Below are 18,119 nucleotides of genomic sequence, written 5' to 3'. Positions count from 1 at the left end.
ACGGAACGCGGCGCCGGGCCCCGGCGCACCCCGCCCCCCGCCCCCCTCACACCTACACCTACACCTACGGCACCTGCACCTACGACCCCAGAATCGAAGCCAGGAACTCCCCCGTCCACCCCAGCAACTCCCGCCCGAGCAGCGGCTTGCCGCCGACCTTCGCCGTCTTCGGGCGGGGGACCAGCACCTGGTGGACGGCCGGCTTGATGACCGTGCCGGGGTAGAGCCGCTTCAGGCGCAGCTCCTGCGACTCCCGCAACTCCACCGGCGCGAAGCGGATGTTGTTGCCCTGGAGCACGATCTCGCCGACGCCGCAGGCCCGCGCGAGCATCCGCAGCCCGGCCACCAGCAGCAGGTTCTCCACCGGCTCGGGCAGCTTGCCGTAGCGGTCGACGAGTTCCTCGCGCACCGCGGTGATGTCGGCCTCGGTGTTGACGGAGGCGATGGCCCGGTACGCCTGGAGACGGAGCCGCTCGCCGGGCGCGTAGTCGTGCGGGACGTGCGCGTCGACCGGCAGCTCGATCTTGACCTCGAGCGGCGGCTCCTCCTCGATCTCCCCGGTCTCCAGCTGGCGCCGGTAGTCCGCGACCGCCTCGCCGACCATGCGGACGTACAGGTCGAAGCCGACGCCCGCGATGTGGCCGGACTGCTCGCCGCCGAGCAGGTTGCCCGCGCCGCGGATCTCCAGGTCCTTCATCGCCACGTACATGCCCGCGCCCATCTCGGTGTGCTGGGCGATCGTGGCGAGGCGTTCGTGCGCCGTCTCCGTCAGCGGCTTCTCCGGCGGGTAGAGGAAGTACGCGTAGCCCCGCTCGCGACCTCGGCCGACGCGGCCGCGCAGCTGGTGGAGCTGGGACAGGCCGAAGGTGTCGCCGCGCTCCACGATCAGGGTGTTCGCGTTGGAGATGTCGATGCCGGACTCCACGATCGTCGTGGAGACGAGCACGTCGAACTTCTTCTCCCAGAAGTCGACGACGACCTGCTCCAGTGCCTGTTCCGACATCTGGCCGTGGGCGGTCGCGATGCGTGCCTCGGGGACGATGTCACGCAGCCGGGCGGCCGCGCGGTCGATCGACTCGACCCGGTTGTGGATGTAGAAGACCTGGCCCTCGCGCAGGAGTTCACGGCGGATGGCCGCGCCGATCTGCTTCTCCTCGTACGGGCCGACGAAGGTCAGGACCGGGTGGCGTTCCTCCGGGGGTGTCGTGATCGTCGACATCTCCCGGATGCCGGTGACCGCCATCTCCAGGGTTCTCGGGATCGGAGTCGCGGACATCGTCAGGACGTCGACGTTGGCGCGGAGCTTCTTCAGCTGCTCCTTGTGCTCGACGCCGAAGCGCTGCTCCTCGTCGACGATGACGAGGCCGAGGTCCTTGAACTTGGTCTCGGAGGAGAACAGGCGGTGGGTGCCGATGACGATGTCGACCGAGCCCTCGCGCAGCCCCTCCAGGGTGGCCTTGGCCTCGGTGTCCGTCTGGAAGCGGGACAGGGCCCGGACGCTGACCGGGAACTGCGAGTACCGCTCGCTGAACGTGCCGAAGTGCTGCTGCACCAGCAGTGTCGTGGGGACGAGCACCGCCACCTGCTTGCCGTCCTGGACGGCCTTGAACGCGGCGCGGACCGCGATCTCCGTCTTGCCGTAGCCCACGTCGCCGCAGATCAGGCGGTCCATCGGGACCGTCTTCTCCATGTCCTCCTTGACCTCGGCGATCGTGGTCAGCTGGTCGGGTGTCTCCGCGTACGGGAAGGCGTCCTCCAGCTCCCGCTGCCAGGGGGTGTCCGGGCCGAAGGAGTGGCCGGGGGCGGCCATGCGGGCGCTGTAGAGCTTGATCAGGTCGGCGGCGATCTCCTTGACCGCCTTCTTCGCGCGCGCCTTGGTCTTCGTCCAGTCGGCGCCGCCGAGGCGGTGCAGCGTGGGTGCCTCGCCGCCGACGTACTTGGTGATCTGTTCCAGCTGGTCGGTGGGGATGTAGAGGCGGTCGCCGGGCTGGCCGCGCTTCGCGGGGGCGTACTCGACGACGAGGTACTCGCGGGTCGCGCCCTGCACGGTCCGCTGGACCATCTCGATGTAGCGGCCGACGCCGTGCTGCTCGTGGACGATGTAGTCGCCCGATTCGAGGGTGAGCGGGTCGATGGTCTTGCGGCGGCGGGCGGGCATGCGGGCGCCGTCCTTGCCGGCCGCCTTCTGCCCGGACAGGTCGGTCTCGGTGAGGACCGCGAGCTTCAGGGACGGGGCGATGAAGCCGTAGTCGATGGAGCCGCACGCCACGTGCACCACGGAGGGGGCGATCTTCCCGAGGTCGGCCTCCAGACGGGCCGCGATGCCCTCGCCGCCGAGGACCTCGACCGTGCGGGCGGCGGGGCCGTGGCCCTCGGTCACGAAGACCGTGCGCCAGCCGTCGGCGAGCCAGCCCTTGGTGTCCGCGAGCGCCTTCGCGGTGTCGCCGCGGTAGGTCTCGGGGGCCTGCATGCCGAGCTTGAGGGTGTCCCCGTCCAGCTCCTCGTCGGCGGCGAACGGCGACACCGACCACCACATCATGTCCAGCTCACGGGCGCGGTCGCGGACGTCCGCGATGGACCACAGGGAGGCCGCGTCGACATCGATCGGCGCCTCGCCGCCGCCCGCCGTGGCCGCCCACGACGCCTGGAGGAACTCCTGCGAGGTGGCCACCAGGTCCGCGGCGCGCGTGCGCACCCGCTCCGGGTCGCAGACGACCGCCATCGCGCCCTTCGGCAGGACGTCGATCAGCAGCTCCATGTCGTCGACGAGGACCGGGGCGAGGGATTCCATGCCTTCGACGGCGATGCCCTCGGCGATCTTGCCCAGGAGTTCACCCAGCTCGGGGTGGCGTTCGGCGAGGGCGCGGGCGCGCTCGCGCACGTCGTCCGTGAGGAGGAGCTCACGGCAGGGCGGTGCCCACAGGCCGTGCTCGGCGACTTCCAGGGAGCGCTGGTCGGCGACCTTGAAGTACCGGATCTCCTCGATGTCGTCGCCCCAGAACTCCACCCGGAGGGGGTGTTCCTCGGTGGGCGGGAAGACGTCGAGGATGCCGCCGCGTACGGCGAACTCGCCGCGCTTCTCGACCAGCTCCACGCGGGAGTACGCGGCCGCCGCGAGCGCCTCGACCGTGCGGTTCAGGTCGGCGCTCTCGCCGCTGCGCAGGGAGACGGGCTCCAGGTCGCCGAGGCCCTTGACCTGGGGCTGGAGGACGGAACGCACGGGGGCGACGACGACCTGGACCGGGCCGGTCTCCGGGTCGTCGGGGCGCGGGTGGGCCAGCCGGCGCAGGACGGCGAGGCGGCGGCCGACGGTGTCGCTGCGGGGGCTGAGGCGCTCGTGGGGGAGGGTCTCCCAGGCCGGGTACTCGACGACGCCCTCCGGGGGGAGGAGGGAGCGCAGGGCGGCCGCGAGGTCCTCGGCCTCGCGGCCGGTGGCCGTGACGGCGAGCACGGGCCGGCCGGCGTCCCTCGCGAGGGCCGCGACGGCGAAGGGCCGGGCCGCCGGGGGGCCGACCAGGTCGACGTGGGTGCGGTGGCCGTCGGCCGCCGCCCTGATCGCTTCCGCGAGGGGGGCGTCCTTGACTACGGCGTCGAGCAGACCGTGGAGGCTCATGAAGGGCGTTTCCCGTCCGGGGGGTCAGGCTGCGGCTGGGGTACAGCGGGGGCAACACGAGCGCCCGACCTCATGGGAGGGGCCGGGGGTGTCCAGGGTACGACGGGTGGTGGGGGTGGTGCGGAGCCTGTGGACAACCGTGGTGGGCCTTGTCAGGGGGGTCGGCCCGCCGGGTTCGCCCCCGCCGCCCTCACCCGTCCCGTCCCCAAGGGCTCGGTCCCTTCGACCCCGCGGGGGCTGCGTCCCCGGGCCCCGCGGAGGAAGGAGAGGGGCCTGCGGTGCTCGCTCGGCTGCGGACCGTCGTGGTCGCTCGCGCAGTTCCCCGCGCCCCTCGGGGGTGCCTGCGGTCGGCTCTTGACTCACCGCTTCGTCGTGGTCGCTCGCGCAGTTCCCCGCGCCCCTTTCGGTGGCTGCGGTCCACTTTCGGCTGACCGCCTCGTCGTGGTTCCTCGCGCAGTTCCCCGCGCCCCTCAGGGCACCGCCCGCCTCAGGGCACCGCGCTCCTCAAGGCGCCGCGCTGCTTTCGATGCTGCTGTCGGCCTCGCCCGGGTGGCCCCGCCCCCGACTCCCTATCCCATTCCACGGGAATACGGAACACCTTCTTCAATTCCGCGCACTGCACCAAGGGACAATTGGCGCCCCTCCGTGGACATGGCACCGTGGCGATCGCTTCCCGAGCAGCAGCCAACCAGAAACGGAGAAAACCATGACCACGTTACGCAGAGTAATTCCCGGCGCGACCCTTTCGGCGGTTCTTCTACTGACCGGCGCCGCACCCGCCCTCGCCGGTCCCGGGGCGGACGGTGGGGCGTCCACACAGGCGGTCGCCGGCGTCACCAAGGCGCAGAAGCTGTCGAAGCTGAGCACCCTGACGGGGAACTCGTCCGGCTCGCAGACCAAGTGGTACACGGCGCTCGGGCAGTACCGGCAGCACAAGCCGGCGATCACGAAGTACAAGTTCAACTGGAGCACCAACTACTGCAATTCGTCTCCGGAGAAGATCTGGGGCGGGTACGACTTCTCGTTCGCCTGCTACCGGCACGACTTCGGATACCGCAACTACAAGACGATCGCGGGCAAGGCCACATTCAAGCGGTCCCACAAACTCCGGATCGACAAGGCATTCCTGGGCGACATGAACCGTGCCTGCGGACAGAAGTTCTGGGCCGACCCGCTGACCCCGCCCATCCGCAAGCAGGCCAAGGCCGCGTGCCTGAAGACGGCGAAGAAGTACTACCAGGCCGTCCGCGCCGCCGGCTGACGCCGCCCTCGCCCGCCCCCCGCACGTCCCCGCCCGACCGCGCGGGACCAGGCGACACCGCCGCCGCAGGAGCAGACGGCGAGCAGCCGCAGGAGCAGGCGGGCACGAGAACGGCGGGGCGTGGGGATCACTCCCACGCCCCGCCGTCCCCCGCCCTTCACAGCCCCTCGGGCGGGACCCCCGTACCGGTCCGAGGAGCCGGTCCGCCTAGGGCGTCCCCGGCACTTTCCCCGCCGCCATCAGTCCGTCGCGATCGCGTTGAGGACGTTCATCCGGCCCGCCCTGAACGCCGGGACGAGGGCGGCGAACAGGCCCACGAACGCCGAGCCGATGAAGACACCGATGATGGTCGGCCACGGGATGTCCAGGACCTCCAGGCCCTCCAGGGCGAGGAGCCGCTGAGCGGTGGCGCCCCAGCCCATCCCCAGGCCCAGGCCCAGCAGCGCGCCGAACAGGGCGATCACCACGGACTCCAGGCGGATCATGCGGCGCAGCTGGCGGCGGGAGAGGCCGATGGCCCGCATGAGGCCGATCTCCCTGGTGCGTTCGACCACCGACAGGGCGAGGGTGTTCACGACACCGAGGATCGCGACGACGATCGCCAGGGCCAGCAGGCCGTACACCATGTTGAGCAGCTGACCGACCTGGTCCTGGAGGGCCTGCTTGTAGTCGGTCTGGTCCATGACCTTGACCGTGGGGTCCTTGGCGACGGCCGTCTTGAGCGCGGCGTACGCCTGGTCCTTGCTGCCCTCGTCCGCCTTGGCGAGCAGGGCCGTGTCCAGCGGCACCCGCTCGGCCGGCACATAGCGTTCGACGGTCGTGAGGTTGGTGTACATCGCGCCCTGGTCGAGGCCCGTGTCGTCGGAGGTGATGGCCGCGACCTTCAGCTTCGCGGTGCGGCCCCCGTCGAAGGCCACGGTCAGGGTGTCGCCGACCTTCACGCCCGCCTTCTCGGCGAACTCGGAGCCGACGGACATCGCGTCGTCGCCGTACGCGGCCGCGAGGTCACCGGAGACGGTCTCGCGGCGCAGGTCCTCGGCGTAGGTGGCCTCGGCGGCGAGCAGCTGTCCCGACTCGGAGGTGCCGTCGGGCGCGGTCACCTTGGCCGGGGTCTCCTTCATCCGGGTGACGTGGCCGAGGCCCTCGACCCCTTCGACCGCCTTGACGGTGGCGGGGTTGAGGGGCTTGCCGCCGTTGCCCGCGGTGATGATGAAGTCGGCGCCGACCGATTTGTCCAGCTCGGCGGTGGCGGAGGTCACCATGGAGGAGCCGACCACGGAGAGGCAGGCGACCAGGGCCAGGCCGATCATGAGGGCCGCGCCGGTGGCGCCAGTGCGGCGGGGGTTGCGCAGCGCGTTGCGCTCGGCCATCCGGCCGACGGGTCCGAAGGCCCGCAGCAGTACGGCGCTGAGCACCCGCACGACACCGCCCGCGAGGAGCGGGCCGATCACGACGAAGCCGATGAGGCTGAGGACGATGCCCACGCCGAGGATCAGCGAGCCCTGCTTCGCCTGGTCGGCGGTGGCCGCCAGGTAGAGCGCGAAGGCACCGGCGCCGGTGAGCACCAGGCCGACCAGGCCCCGTACGAGTCCGGCCTTGCCGTCCGCCGGGGTGCCGGCGTCGCGCAGCGCGGCCATCGGGGAGACCTTGCCCGCGCGGCGGGCGGGCAGATAGGACGCGAGGACGGTGACCACGATGCCCAGCAGCATGCCGATGGCGGGGGTCGTCCACCGCACCGTCAGGTCGCGGGTGGACAGTTCCATGCCGACGGCCGACATGAGCTTCATCAGCCCGACCGCGAGGCCGACGCCCGCGCCGACACCGATGAGCGAGCCGAGGACGCCGAGGAGCGTCGCCTCGACGAGCACCGACCGGTTGACCTGTCCGCGGGAGGATCCGACGGCCCGCATCAGACCGATCTCGCGGGTGCGCTGGGCGACCAGCATCGAGAACGTGTTGATGATCAGGAAGACGCCGACGAGGAACGCGATCCCGGCGAAGCCGAGCATCCCGTACTTGATGACGTTCATGAACTCGTCGACGTCGCTGCGGTTGGCGTCCGCGGTCTCCTGCTGCGTACGGACCTTGTACGCCGTCTCCTGGGCGCCCTTCGCGCCTTGCTCGCCCTTGCCGCCCTGCTCCGTCCCCGCCGTGAGCGTGGCCAGGGCCGAGCTGACGTTCCGCTTCAGCCGGATGTCGCTGACGCCCGCCTCGGCGGTGACGTTGACCTGGGTGAACCGGCCGGTGGCGCCGAGGAGTCCGCGCTGGGCGGTGGCGGTGTCGAAGAAGACGACGGCGGCACCGGGGTTGGTCACCTTGAACGAGGCGATGCCGACGATCCGGGCGGTGATGTCCCCGCCGACGGTGATGGTGCGCAGCTCGTCACCGAGCTTCAGTCCGTGCTTGTCGGCGGTGTCGGCGTCGACCATCACCTGGGTCGGGCCGCGCGGGGCGTGCCCGGAGGTGATCTCCATGGAACGGAGGTCGTTCTTCGTCCAGTTGCCCGCGATGGTGGGGGCGCCGGTGGAGGACCCCATGTTCTTGTTGTCGCGGTCGACGACGGTCACGTCCATCGAGGAGACGGCGCCCTCGGCCGACTTGGCGCCCTCGACCGCGGCCACCTCCTTCACCAGGGAGGCGGGCAGGGAGTCGGGGCGGCCGGTCCGGGACACCTCGTCGGACTCACCGCCGGCCGCGGAGACCGTGACGTCGGAGGAGGTGGCCGCGAACAGCTTGTCGAAGGTGGTGCCCATGGTGTCGGTGAAGACGAGGGTGCCCGTCACGAACGCCACCGACAGCAGGACCGCGACGGCCGACAGCGCCATCCGTCCCTTGTGCGCGAAGAAGTTGCGCATCGATGTCTTCATCACGCTCATGACGTGCGCCCCCGGGCGTCGAAGTCCTTCATGCGGTCCAGGACCTGGTCGGCCGTCGGCTGGTACATCTCGTCGACGATGCGCCCGTCCGCCAGGTACAGCACGCGGTCGGCGTAGGAGGCGGCCACCGGGTCGTGGGTGACCATCACGATGGTCTGGCCCAGTTCGTCGACGGAGCGCCGCAGGAAGCCCAGCACCTCGGCGCCGGCCCGCGAGTCGAGGTTGCCGGTCGGCTCGTCCCCGAAGATGATCTCGGGGCGCGCCGCCAGGGCCCGGGCCACGGCGACGCGCTGCTGCTGGCCGCCGGAGAGCTGGGTGGGCCGGTGCTTCAGCCGCTGGGCGAGCCCGACGGTCTCCACGACCCGGCCGAGCCACTCCTTGTCGGGCTTGCGCCCGGCGATGTCCATGGGGAGCGTGATGTTCTCGAGGGCGTTCAGCGTGGGCAGCAGGTTGAACGCCTGGAAGATGAACCCGATCCGGTCCCGGCGCAGCTGCGTGAGCTTCTTGTCCTTCAGACCGGTGATCTCGGTCTCGTCGAGGTAGATCTGACCGCTCGTCACGGTGTCGAGTCCGGCGAGGCAGTGCATGAGCGTGGACTTGCCGGACCCCGAGGGCCCCATGATCGCGGTGAACCGACCCCGCGCGATGTCCACGTCCACATGGTCGAGGGCGACGACACGGGTCTCACCGGACCCGTACGCCTTCACGACCTGCCGCGCCCGTGCGGCAACGGCCGTACGCCCTCCAGTACCCCCGTGCCTAGTGATGGTCACAGCCGATGTCACGGTATGTCTCCTAAGTCGGTCAACAGATGGTGCTGTTGCTCAGCGGTGGTGCTGTCGCTCGGTGGTGCCTTGAGTCTGGTGGCCCAGGGGTGTCCCGCGCGCTGGTGCTCGGCGCAGTCTTCTGCTGGGGAAAACCCCACCCCCATGGGTCCGGCCCCCACCCCCATGGGTCCGGCCCCCACCCCCATGGGTCCGGCCCCCACCCCCGCGGGTCCGGTCCCCACCCCCGTGGACCCCGGTTGCACCGCCCCCCAGCGGCGTAAAGCCAGGTTAAGGACGGGTACCGTCCCGTCTCTTCCTCCGGCGGTACGAACCCGCCCCTGGTCGGAGTACGGAGATACCCCTAAGGGACCTCCACCGAGGGGTGGAGCCGGTCTCAGGGTTCGACTCCACCTTCCGGCGCAGTGAGGTTGCACCCTGCCGTGACGTGAGGGACAAGTGGCATGGTGGTCCCCGGCAGATAGATGCAGGGGGAAGGAATCCTGTGGGCGAGACACGACCCGCGCTACGCGACTCGGCACAGCCCACCGGATCCGGCAGACGAGGGGCGGTCACCGCCGCGCTCATGCTGGCCATGGGCCTGGCCGCGCTGGACTCCACGATCGTCTCGACCGCCGTCCCGCAGATCGTCGCCGACCTCGGTGGTTTCTCCGTCTTCTCCTGGCTGTTCTCGGGCTATCTGCTCGCCGTCACCGTCACCCTCCCCGTCTACGGCAAGCTCTCCGACACCTTCGGCCGCAAGCCGGTGCTGATCGCGGGCGCCGCCCTGTTCCTGCTGGGCTCGCTGCTGTGCGCGCTGGCCTGGAACATGGGCGCGCTGATCGCCTTCCGGGTCGTCCAGGGCCTCGGCGGCGGGGCGCTCCAGGGCACGGTGCAGACGCTGGCGGCCGACCTCTACCCCCTGGAGGAGCGCCCCAAGATCCAGTCCAAGCTGTCCACGGTGTGGGCGGTGTCCGCGGTGGCCGGCCCCGGCGTGGGCGGGGTCCTCGCCGCCTACGCGGACTGGCGCTGGATCTTCCTGATCAACCTCCCGCTCGGCGCGGCGGCCCTGTGGCTCCTGGTCCGGCATCTGCACGAGCCGGTCCGGGAGCGGACCGCGCGGCCCCGGGTGGACTGGGCCGGCGCCCTGACGATCTTCGCCTGCGGGGGCGCCCTGCTGACGGCGCTGGTGCAGGGCGGAGTGGCCTGGGCCTGGCTGTCCTGGCCTTCCCTGACCCTGCTGGGCACGGGGGTCGCCCTCGTCGTGGCGCTGGTCCTGATCGAACGCCGCGCCGCGGAACCGATCATCCCCGGCTGGGTGTGGCGCCGCCGCACGATCGCGGCCGTGAACCTGGCGCTGGCCGCGCTGGGCCTGCTGATGGTGGCGCCGACGGTGTTCCTGGCGACCTACGCCCAGTCGGTCCTGGGCCTGGCCCCGGTGGCCGCCGGCTTCGTCGTCTCCATCTGGACGCTGAGCTGGCCGGTGTCGGCGGCCCTGAGCCAGCACGTCTACCGCCGTATCGGCTTCCGGGACACGGCGATCCTGGGCATCACGGCGGCGGCGCTGCTGCTGTTCGCGTTCCCGTTCCTCCCCTACCCGGGCGAGGCCTGGCAGCCGACCCTGCTGATGCTGCTGCTGGGCGCCGCGCTGGGCCTGTTCCAGCTCCCGCTGATCGTGGGCGTCCAGTCGACGGTGGGCTGGGAGGAGCGGGGCACGGCGACGGCGTCGATCCTCTTCTGCCGCCAGACGGGCCAGACCCTGGGCGCTGCGGTCTTCGGCGCGGTCGCGAACGGCGTGCTGGCCTCCCGCCTGGGTGGCGCGGGCGACCTCGACGCGGTCACCCACGGTCTGGACGCGGGCACGACGGCGGAGCCGGTCCGCCGCGCGGTCGCGGAGGCGGTCCACGCGGTGTACCTGGGAGCGGCGTGCGCGGCGACGGTCGCGCTGCTGGTGCTGCTGGTGGTGGCGCCGCGCAGGTTCCCGGTACTGAAGGACTGAGCACCGCGGCCCGGCAGCGGCACGGCAGAGGACCCTCCGAAAAAACCTGAGTTAATCCGGGTAACACCCCAGGTCAGTGGAGGTTCCAAGAAGAAAGCGCATACCGACCGCTCAGTTTGCAGAAACTGTCGCGCGGTACCGAACCCACAGGTAGCGTTCACGCCCGCCCCCCGCTCCCTGCGGTCCGCAGGCACCGGACCAGAGCCACGCAAGGAGACAAGGGATGACCGACCCGTTCTCGTCACCCCCGCACCGACCCCCCTACCACCCACCCCACCCACCCTCACATCCGCAGCACCCCTCCCCCGCGTACGGCGGACCGCAGTCCTCACCCACCTACGCGCCGCACTCCTCGCCCACCTACGCGCCGCACTCCTCGCCCACGTACGCGACGCCGTACCCGTCCGGGTTCGAGGCGCCCCTCGCGCCGCCGCTCCCCGACGAGTCCGACGACCCCCTCCTGCACCACCACAGCGACCTGCGTCTGCTGCGCAGCGCGTACCGCTGGCAGCGGCGGGTGGCGACGCTGACCGCGCTGGGCTACTTCATGCTGTTCCTGACGCTCTCGGCGTTCGCCCCGTCGTTCATGACGGGCACGGTCACCGGCGGGCTGTCGACGGGGCTGCTGCTCGGGCTGCTCCAGGTGCCGGTGACCTGTCTGGCGATCTGGCTGTACGAACGCACCGCGCGCCGCCGCGTGGACCCGCTCGCGGACCGGATACGCCGACTCGCCGAGGCCGAGGCGCGCCGGGACGCCAAGCGCGAGGCGGACCGCACCCGCCGCAGCACGGACCGCACCCCCCGACGGGGCACCAACCAGAACTCCTCGTGGGGGCCCGCCCGATGATCACCGCCGCCTCCCTCCCGACCGCCGCCGGTGTCCTCACCGAGTTCAGCGGATCGGCGCAGGCCATGTCGCTCGTGGGGTTCACCGCGATCGCGACGGTCACGCTGCTGCTGTGCGTGATGACGGGCCCCGACCGGGACGACCTCGACGAGTTCTACACCGGCTACAGCTCGCTCTCCCCCATGCGCAACGGCCTGGCGATCGCCGGCGACTACATCTCCGCGGCGACGGTCCTCGGCACCGGCGGGGTGATCGCCCTCTTCGGCTACGACGGTGTCGTCCTCGCCCTCAGCACGGCCCTGTCCCTGATGCTGCTGATGTTCCTGCTGGCCGAGCCCCTGCGCAACGCGGGCCGGTTCACGATGGGCGACGCGCTGGCCCGGCGCATGCCCGGCCGGATCGTGCGCATCACGGCGTGCGTCGTGACGCTCGCGGCGCTGATGCCGATGATGCTGGTGCAGCTGGCCGGCACGGGTGACCTGCTGGCGTTCATCCTCGGCTTCTCCAACGACAGTCTGAAGACCGGTGTCGTGGTGATCGTCGGCGCGCTGATGATCGGCTACGCGGCGATCGGCGGGATGAAGGGCACCGCCCTCATCCAGATCATCAAGATCGTGATGCTGCTCGGCTCCGGCGGGATCATCGCCGTACTGATCCTGAACAGGTTCGACTGGGACCCCGGACTGCTGCTGGGCGCCGCGGCGGCGAAGAGCGGTGTCGGCACCGGCTACCTCCACTCCGGGCTCCAGTTCTCGGGCGGCCCGTACCCGGAACTCGACATGATCAGCGCCCAGTTGACCGTCGTCCTCGGCGGCGCCTGCCTGCCCCACGTCACCATGCGCATGTACACCGCGCGCAACGCCCGTCAGGTCCGCCGCTCGCTGTCATGGGCGGTGCCGTCGGTCGCCCTGTTCGTGCTGATCATCTCCGTGGTCGGCTTCGGCGCGACGGCCCTGATCGGCCGCGAGGTCATCGCGGCGGCCGACGCCCAGGGCAACACGGCCTATCTGCTGGGCTCGATGGCGGCGTTCGGCACGGAGGTGTCCACGGCGGAGACGCTGCTGTTCACCACGGTCGCCACGGCGGTGTTCCTGACGCTGCTCGCCTCGGTGGCGGGCATGATCCTCGCGTGCGCCAACTCCCTGGCCCACGACGTCTTCGCGGCCGTCGCGTCCGAACCCCTCACACCCCGCCGTGAGATGACCATCGCCCGGCTCTCCGCGGGCGCGGTCGGTGTCACCGCGATCGTCCTCGCCACACTGGTCCAGAACCACAGTCTGCAGCCGCTGGTCACGCTCTCGTTCTGCCTGGGCGCCTCGGCGATCGCACCCGCCCTGGTGTACGGCCTCTTCTGGCGCCGCTACACCCGTACGGGCCTGATGTGCACGCTCATCGGCGGCACGCTCGCCGTCCTGGTCCTCATGACCGGCACCAACCTCGTGTCCGGTTCCCCGTTCGCCGCGTTCCCGCGCGCCGACTTCAACTGGTTCCCCTTCACCACGACGGGCCTGGTCTCCATCCCGCTGGGCTTCGCCTGCGGCTGGCTGGGCACGGTGTGGTCCGGTCGCGGCAAGGCGGCGGAACAGCGCAGGCAGTACGAGGCGGTGGAGGGCTGGATCCTCGCGGGAGCGGTGGGGAGGGGCAGCGACGACTGAGGCCGCCGAAGGACCACTGGCCGGGGCCGGCCCTCGGTCCCCGGCCGGGATCGGTCCTGAACCGAAGTCGGCCACCGGCCGGCATCGGCCCTCAGCTCCGGCCCTCAGTCACCCGTGAGCGCAGACAGGCTGTCGCGGACGTAGTCCATCTGCACCTTCAGTCCCTCTCCGCGCTCGGCGTGCTCGCGCAGGACCCGCTCGGTGTCCCGTGCGACGCGCTCCTCCCGGACCCGTGCCTCCGCGATCAGCTCGGCGGCACGGGCCTCCGCCTCCGTCTGCGTCTGCGCCGCGTGCCGCTCCGCCTCGGCGAGAGCCCGCTCCGCCTCGACGACCGCGGCCTCCGCACGGGCGACCCGCTCCGCGTGGCGCGCGTCGAACACGGCCTCCCGCTCGGCGACCGCCCGCTCGATGTCGGCCACCCGCTCGGCGAACTCCTTGTCGATCTCCGTGAGCATGCCCTCGGTGCGCTCCCGCACCTCCCGCAGCGCGGCCAGTGCCTCGGTCCGCCCCTCCTTCACGGACAGCCGCGCCGCGATCCGCAGATCGTCCGCCTGCGCCCGGGCCGAGAGCACCCGCTGCCGGGCCCGCTCGTCCGCCTCGCCGCGCACCTGGTCGGCGTACGCCCGCGACTCCTCCCGCAGCCGCCGCGCGGCCTCCTCGGCCTCCTCGACGAACCGCCGGGCATCGGCACGGCCGCCCTCCCGCAGCGCCGCCGCCTCCTCGACGCAGAGCTCGAACAACTGCCGCGCCCGCCCGCCGAGCGCCTCGTACGTCTGCTGGGGCAGCCCGGCGACGGTCTCCCTGAGCCGGGCCAACTCCGCGCCCATCTCCTTGGCGAGCACGGTCAGCCGGGCCGCCCGCTCCCACGCCGCGTCACGGTCCCGCGAGAGGGCCGCCGCGCACGCGTCGACCTGGTCGGGGCGGTAGCCACGCCGTACGACGTCGAACTCGAAGTCGCACCCGTGGGGCGCCGTCGGTGCGCTGCTCATGCTGGGAACCTCTCGCCGGACGCACACGGAATGCCGATGTGGCGCATATCTTGATGGATCAGACAGACGTGTTCACAACACGACACTCCGGGCGAGGGGCCGGGCGGCGGAAGCGCGTCACGCGACACGGCGGACAACGCGGAGGGGCCGGGCCCGGTCGTACGACCGGGCCCGGCCCCTCATGTTCACACCGCCGCCGTCAGCGGCCGCGGCTCACAGCAGGCCGTCCCACATCTGCTCCAGCAGCACCGACCACCAGCTCTCCGGCGAGCCGAGCGCCGCCGGGTCCAGGGCGGCCAGCTGCGCCTGGAAGTCGACGGTCCAGCGGCCCGCCTGCTCCTGGTTCAACCCGAACCGCAGCCGCCACATCCGGCCCAGCAGCGCCAGGCAGCGCGCGAACTCCGGCAGCCCGGTGTTCACGAACTGCGGCGGTACGGGCGCACCGCCCGGCCCCGCCTCCACCGGCACCGCCACGATGTTCGCCGTGCCGTACTGCACACACAGCGCCTTGCCGAAGTCGCTGCCCATCACCAGGTACGAGCCCGCGTCCGCCGCCGGCTGCACACCCCGCTCCTGCGCCAGCTCCGCCAGCGTCGGCACCGGACGCCCCGGCTGGGCCTGCGCCCAGAAGAACGGGCCCATGTCCACCGGCAGTCCGGCCACCACCAGCGTGTGCGCCACGATCGGCGGCACACCCTGGCGCGACACCGCCTGCTGGTCGAACCGGAACACCCCCGGCCCGAACGCCGCCGCCAGCTCCTGCCCGATCGCCTCCGGAGGGATCGGCGGCGCCGGCTGCACCGGCGGCAACGGCGCACGCACCGGCGCGAGTCGCGCCGGACCGTCCGCGACCTGGTGCAACTCGCCCTGGTGCGCCAGCAGCTGCGCCATGCCCTGCTGCCGGCTCGCGTGGTCCTTGCCGTAGGGGGCGATGGACGTGATGCGCGCGTTCGGCCACTGCTCACGGATCATCCGCGCGCAGTAGGCGCCCGGCAGCTCGCACGACTCCAGCTCCGTGTGCAGCTCCAGCACCGCCTCCGGCGGAATGTTCAGCCCGCGCAGCTCGTGGAAGATCTGCCACTCCGGGTGCGGGGTGCCCGGAGCGGAACGCCGGATCACCTGCTGCTCGGAGCCGTCGGGCGCGCGGTACCGCAGGACGGCCTGGTAGCCCGGACCCACGGTCGGCTGCCCCGTCGGCTGCTGCGGATACCCGTACGCCGGCGGGCCGCCCATCGGCTGCCCGGGGTGCCCCGGGTGACCGGGATGACCAGGGTGACCGGGATGACCAGGGTGACCCGGCTGTCCGGGCATGCCCTGCGGGCCCGGCGGCACACCGGGCGGGCCGGGCGGCTGCGGCATGCCGGGCGCGCCCGGACCGCCCACCGCGGGCCCCGCCAGCATCGTCTCGGCGTGATGCACCGGAGCGGGACCACCGGGCGGGATGCCGGGCTGACCCGGAACACCGGGAGCACCCGGCGGCAGCGGAGCCCCCGGACCACCCACGGCGGGCCCGGCCAGCATCGTCGCCGCATGATGCACCCCACCGGCGGGCGTACCCCCCGGCGGATTCGGCGCACCAGGGGCACCGGGAGCACCGGGAGCACCAGGGGCACCGGGAGCACCCGGCTGGCCCGGAGCACCCGGAACACCGGGCGGCAGCGGAGCCCCCGGACCACCCACGGCGGGCCCGGCCAGCATCGTCGCCGCGTGATGCACCCCACCGGCGGGCGTACCCCCCGGCGGATTCGGCGCACCCGGCTGGCCCGGAGCGCCGGGCACGCCCTCGGGCCCGTCCGGGCCGAGGGCGGAGACCATCTGCGTCGGCACGTACGCGCCGGCCGGAGCGGACGGCGGGGGCGTCGCGCCCGGACGGGCACCCGGCGCACCCGGCACTCCCGGCGGAGGCGGCGGCGTACCCGGCCCACCGCTCCTGCCGCCCCTGCGCGGGGGCGGCGCCGCCTTGCTCGTCGCCGCGTCGGCGATGTCCCCGGCGTGCGGCGGCAGCGGACGCCCCGGCGGCGGAGTACCGGGCCCCTGCGGGCCGCCCTGCGGGTACCCGTACGACGGCGTGCCCGGCGGCGGCGTCGCCGGACCGGCCGGCGGCTGCGACTGCGGCTGCCCCGACGGGTCCAGCGCAGGAGCCACAGCTGTGCGCGGGAGCTGGCTGCCACCGGTGATCAGCGCGGTCTTGGCCTCGGGCAGGGCACTGGGCGGCGGGGTGTCGTCCTCGTCGCTCACCTCGGTCAGCTGCGGCGCGAACACCGTGTCCGGCAGCGGCACCGAACGGTCGTCCTCGATCTCGGCGTTGGTGTCCGTACCGGCCCACGGCGTCGCCCCGTCCGGCACACCCGGCACCGCGTCATGCGGCTCGGCGTCCCTCGGCGGCGGCACCGCGTCCCGCACCTCGTCCTCCGCCGACGCGGCCGCCGGCCACGGCGTGGCGTCCGCCGGCACCGGCGCCCCGCCGACGGAAGCCGGGGAGGGCGGGGAGGGCGGGGAGGGCGGACCCGACGGCCCGGCCAAGGTCTCCGGCATCGCACCACCGGCCACGGAGCCCGCCGGACGCGACCCGGCACCGTCCGACCCACCGGCACCAGCACCAGCACCGGAGCCGACAGCCGAACCGGCACCAGCACCGGCGCCCGAACGGCGGTCCGGGATGCCCATCCGGTCCGCCGCGTCCTGCAACCACTCCGGCGGAGTCAGCAGGAACGACGTCTGGTTCAGATCCACCCGCGCCGGAGGAGCCGGCGCCTCGGCGGGCGGCGCCTCCGTCCGGCCGTACTCCTCCTCGTAACGGCGGATCACCTCACCCACCGGCAGCGACGGCCACAACGTGGCCTCCCCGCTGTCCCTAGCGATCACCAGCCGCTGCGCGCCGCCGTCGGACCGCGGACCGTCCGCACGGTCCTCCGCCCACACCACGAACCCCAGGTCGAACTCCCGCACCCGCACCTCACGATGCTGATACGCGGGCAGATCACCGTTGATCCATTCCTCGGCGCGCTCCTGCGCCTGAGCGAACGTCACCATCGAGAACTCACTCCCCCACCGAGGACGTTGCGGCGACCGGCACGGCGCGGGCGAACCCACCGTCCACCATCAGATTCGCCACCGTCTCCAACTCCGGCGGATTGCCCGCCAACCGGGACAGGAACACGTCGAAGTCCTCACCGGCGGGGAGCAGCAGCCGCTCCACCCGCTCGGCCGGCGGCAAGGACGGATCCACATCACGGGCGTCGTCGTACGCGCAGAACCACACCGACCCGATCCGGTCGCCCTTCACCTTCACCGCGACCAGCCCACCCTGCGCGAACGCCACCGCCAGGTAGTCCTTGGTCAGATGGTCCCGCAGACACTTGTTGACGTACACCAGGTCATTGACCGCCGCCTCGTCCCGCACCGTGAAGAACGGCTGGTCCACCAGCAGCCCCAACTCCGCGTCCAGCGCCGCCCCCACGGGAGCACAACCGCCCGCAGCCTTCAGGAACGACCGGTACGCGCCCGGCAACCGGTACCCGAGGTCCTCCTCGACCCCCTGCACCTGCGACTCCGTCACCGCCACCGCCGACGACTTCGGCAACCCGAAGTGCGCCGGCCGCGTCTCCTGCAACGGCCGCGTGCCCCGCTTGCCCTGGTCGACCCGCGCCGTCGCGATACCCCCGTGGTGCCGCAGCAGCGCCTTCACCTCGACCGGCACCAACTCCAGCCGCCGACTGCCCACCACGTGATGCCACGTCCAGCCGTGCGGCGTCGCCACCGGCGGAATCGTGTCCCACAACGCGTGCCCCGACGCCGCCAGCGCCGCGTTCGCGGACACGTAGTCCGTCAACCGCAACTCGTCCACCCCGAACCCCTCCGGGGGATCGGCGATCTCCGCCGCGGCACGCGCGTAGGGCGAGAAATCCGGATAGCCGTGCGCGTCCACACGGACACCCCTCGGATGACGCGCGGCCCGGACCGGGTCCGGAAACTGCACGACCTGCCCGGCGTAGGCCGCGTTCGGCGGCGCGGCTTGCTGCCCGAGCCGACCTGTCGTCATGGCGGTAGCCCCCTGCGGCGTTCTCGACCTGTTCTGGTACTGGCTGACTGTGCTGGCTGACTGGTCATGGCGT

Annotated in this window: 10 protein-coding genes; 4 read left to right on the top strand and 6 right to left on the bottom strand. The window is 72.2% G+C overall.

Annotated elements, in window-relative coordinates; all coding sequences use genetic code 11:
- Positions 1-79 precede the first annotated feature (79 nt).
- Complete coding sequence (gene mfd / locus M8J73_RS10635; protein ID WP_249828525.1) at positions 80-3,613, bottom strand: transcription-repair coupling factor; 3,534 nt, start codon at positions 3,611-3,613, stop codon at positions 80-82.
- A 706-nt stretch (positions 3,614-4,319) separates the two neighbouring features.
- On the opposite strand from mfd, the gene M8J73_RS10630 reads away from it, so the two are divergent.
- Positions 4,320-4,874: a phospholipase A2 gene (locus M8J73_RS10630; protein WP_249828524.1), complete on the top strand. Its 555-nt coding sequence runs from the start codon at positions 4,320-4,322 to the stop codon at positions 4,872-4,874.
- A gap of 239 nt (positions 4,875-5,113) precedes the next feature.
- Here M8J73_RS10630 and M8J73_RS10625 read toward each other — a convergent pair whose 3' ends face one another.
- A complete protein-coding gene (locus tag M8J73_RS10625; protein WP_249828523.1) occupies positions 5,114-7,750 on the bottom strand; it encodes an ABC transporter permease in 2,637 nt (878 codons plus the stop codon).
- The gene (locus M8J73_RS10620) at positions 7,747-8,535 is read right to left on the bottom strand and encodes an ABC transporter ATP-binding protein (protein ID WP_249828522.1); all 789 of its coding nucleotides are present in this window, start codon (positions 8,533-8,535) and stop codon (positions 7,747-7,749) included. The genes M8J73_RS10625 and M8J73_RS10620 overlap by 4 nt, the downstream gene beginning before the upstream one ends.
- Before the next feature lie 484 nt (positions 8,536-9,019).
- On the opposite strand from M8J73_RS10620, the gene M8J73_RS10615 reads away from it, so the two are divergent.
- From M8J73_RS10615 to M8J73_RS10605, 3 genes are all read left to right on the top strand, one after another.
- A complete protein-coding gene (locus M8J73_RS10615; protein WP_249828521.1) occupies positions 9,020-10,513 on the top strand; it encodes an MFS transporter in 1,494 nt (497 codons plus the stop codon).
- Between the two features lie 223 nt (positions 10,514-10,736).
- The gene (locus tag M8J73_RS10610) at positions 10,737-11,360 is read left to right on the top strand and encodes a DUF485 domain-containing protein (protein ID WP_249828520.1); all 624 of its coding nucleotides are present in this window, start codon (positions 10,737-10,739) and stop codon (positions 11,358-11,360) included.
- Complete coding sequence (locus tag M8J73_RS10605) at positions 11,357-13,015, top strand: sodium/solute symporter (protein ID WP_249828519.1); 1,659 nt, start codon at positions 11,357-11,359, stop codon at positions 13,013-13,015. Before M8J73_RS10610 ends, M8J73_RS10605 begins: the two co-directional genes overlap by 4 nt.
- 104 nt (positions 13,016-13,119) lie before the next feature.
- On the opposite strand, the gene M8J73_RS10600 is transcribed toward M8J73_RS10605, so the two are convergent.
- The 3 genes from M8J73_RS10600 to M8J73_RS10590 form a co-directional block, all read right to left on the bottom strand.
- The gene (locus M8J73_RS10600) at positions 13,120-14,004 is read right to left on the bottom strand and encodes a hypothetical protein (protein WP_055542515.1); all 885 of its coding nucleotides are present in this window, start codon (positions 14,002-14,004) and stop codon (positions 13,120-13,122) included.
- Positions 14,005-14,217: 213 nt separating this feature from the next.
- On the bottom strand, positions 14,218-17,037 hold the full coding sequence (locus M8J73_RS10595) for an SUKH-4 family immunity protein (RefSeq protein WP_249828518.1): 2,820 nt from the start codon (positions 17,035-17,037) through the stop codon (positions 14,218-14,220).
- A 7-nt stretch (positions 17,038-17,044) separates the two neighbouring features.
- Complete coding sequence (locus M8J73_RS10590) at positions 17,045-18,046, bottom strand: SMI1/KNR4 family protein (RefSeq protein WP_055542141.1); 1,002 nt, start codon at positions 18,044-18,046, stop codon at positions 17,045-17,047.
- Positions 18,047-18,119 lie beyond the last annotated feature (73 nt).

The organism is Streptomyces neyagawaensis (assembly GCF_023516595.1).
GTDB classification, from domain to species: Bacteria; Actinomycetota; Actinomycetes; order Streptomycetales; family Streptomycetaceae; genus Streptomyces; species Streptomyces neyagawaensis.
Note: the sequence above shows the minus strand (reverse complement) of the source record. Positions and strands in the feature narration are given on the sequence as shown.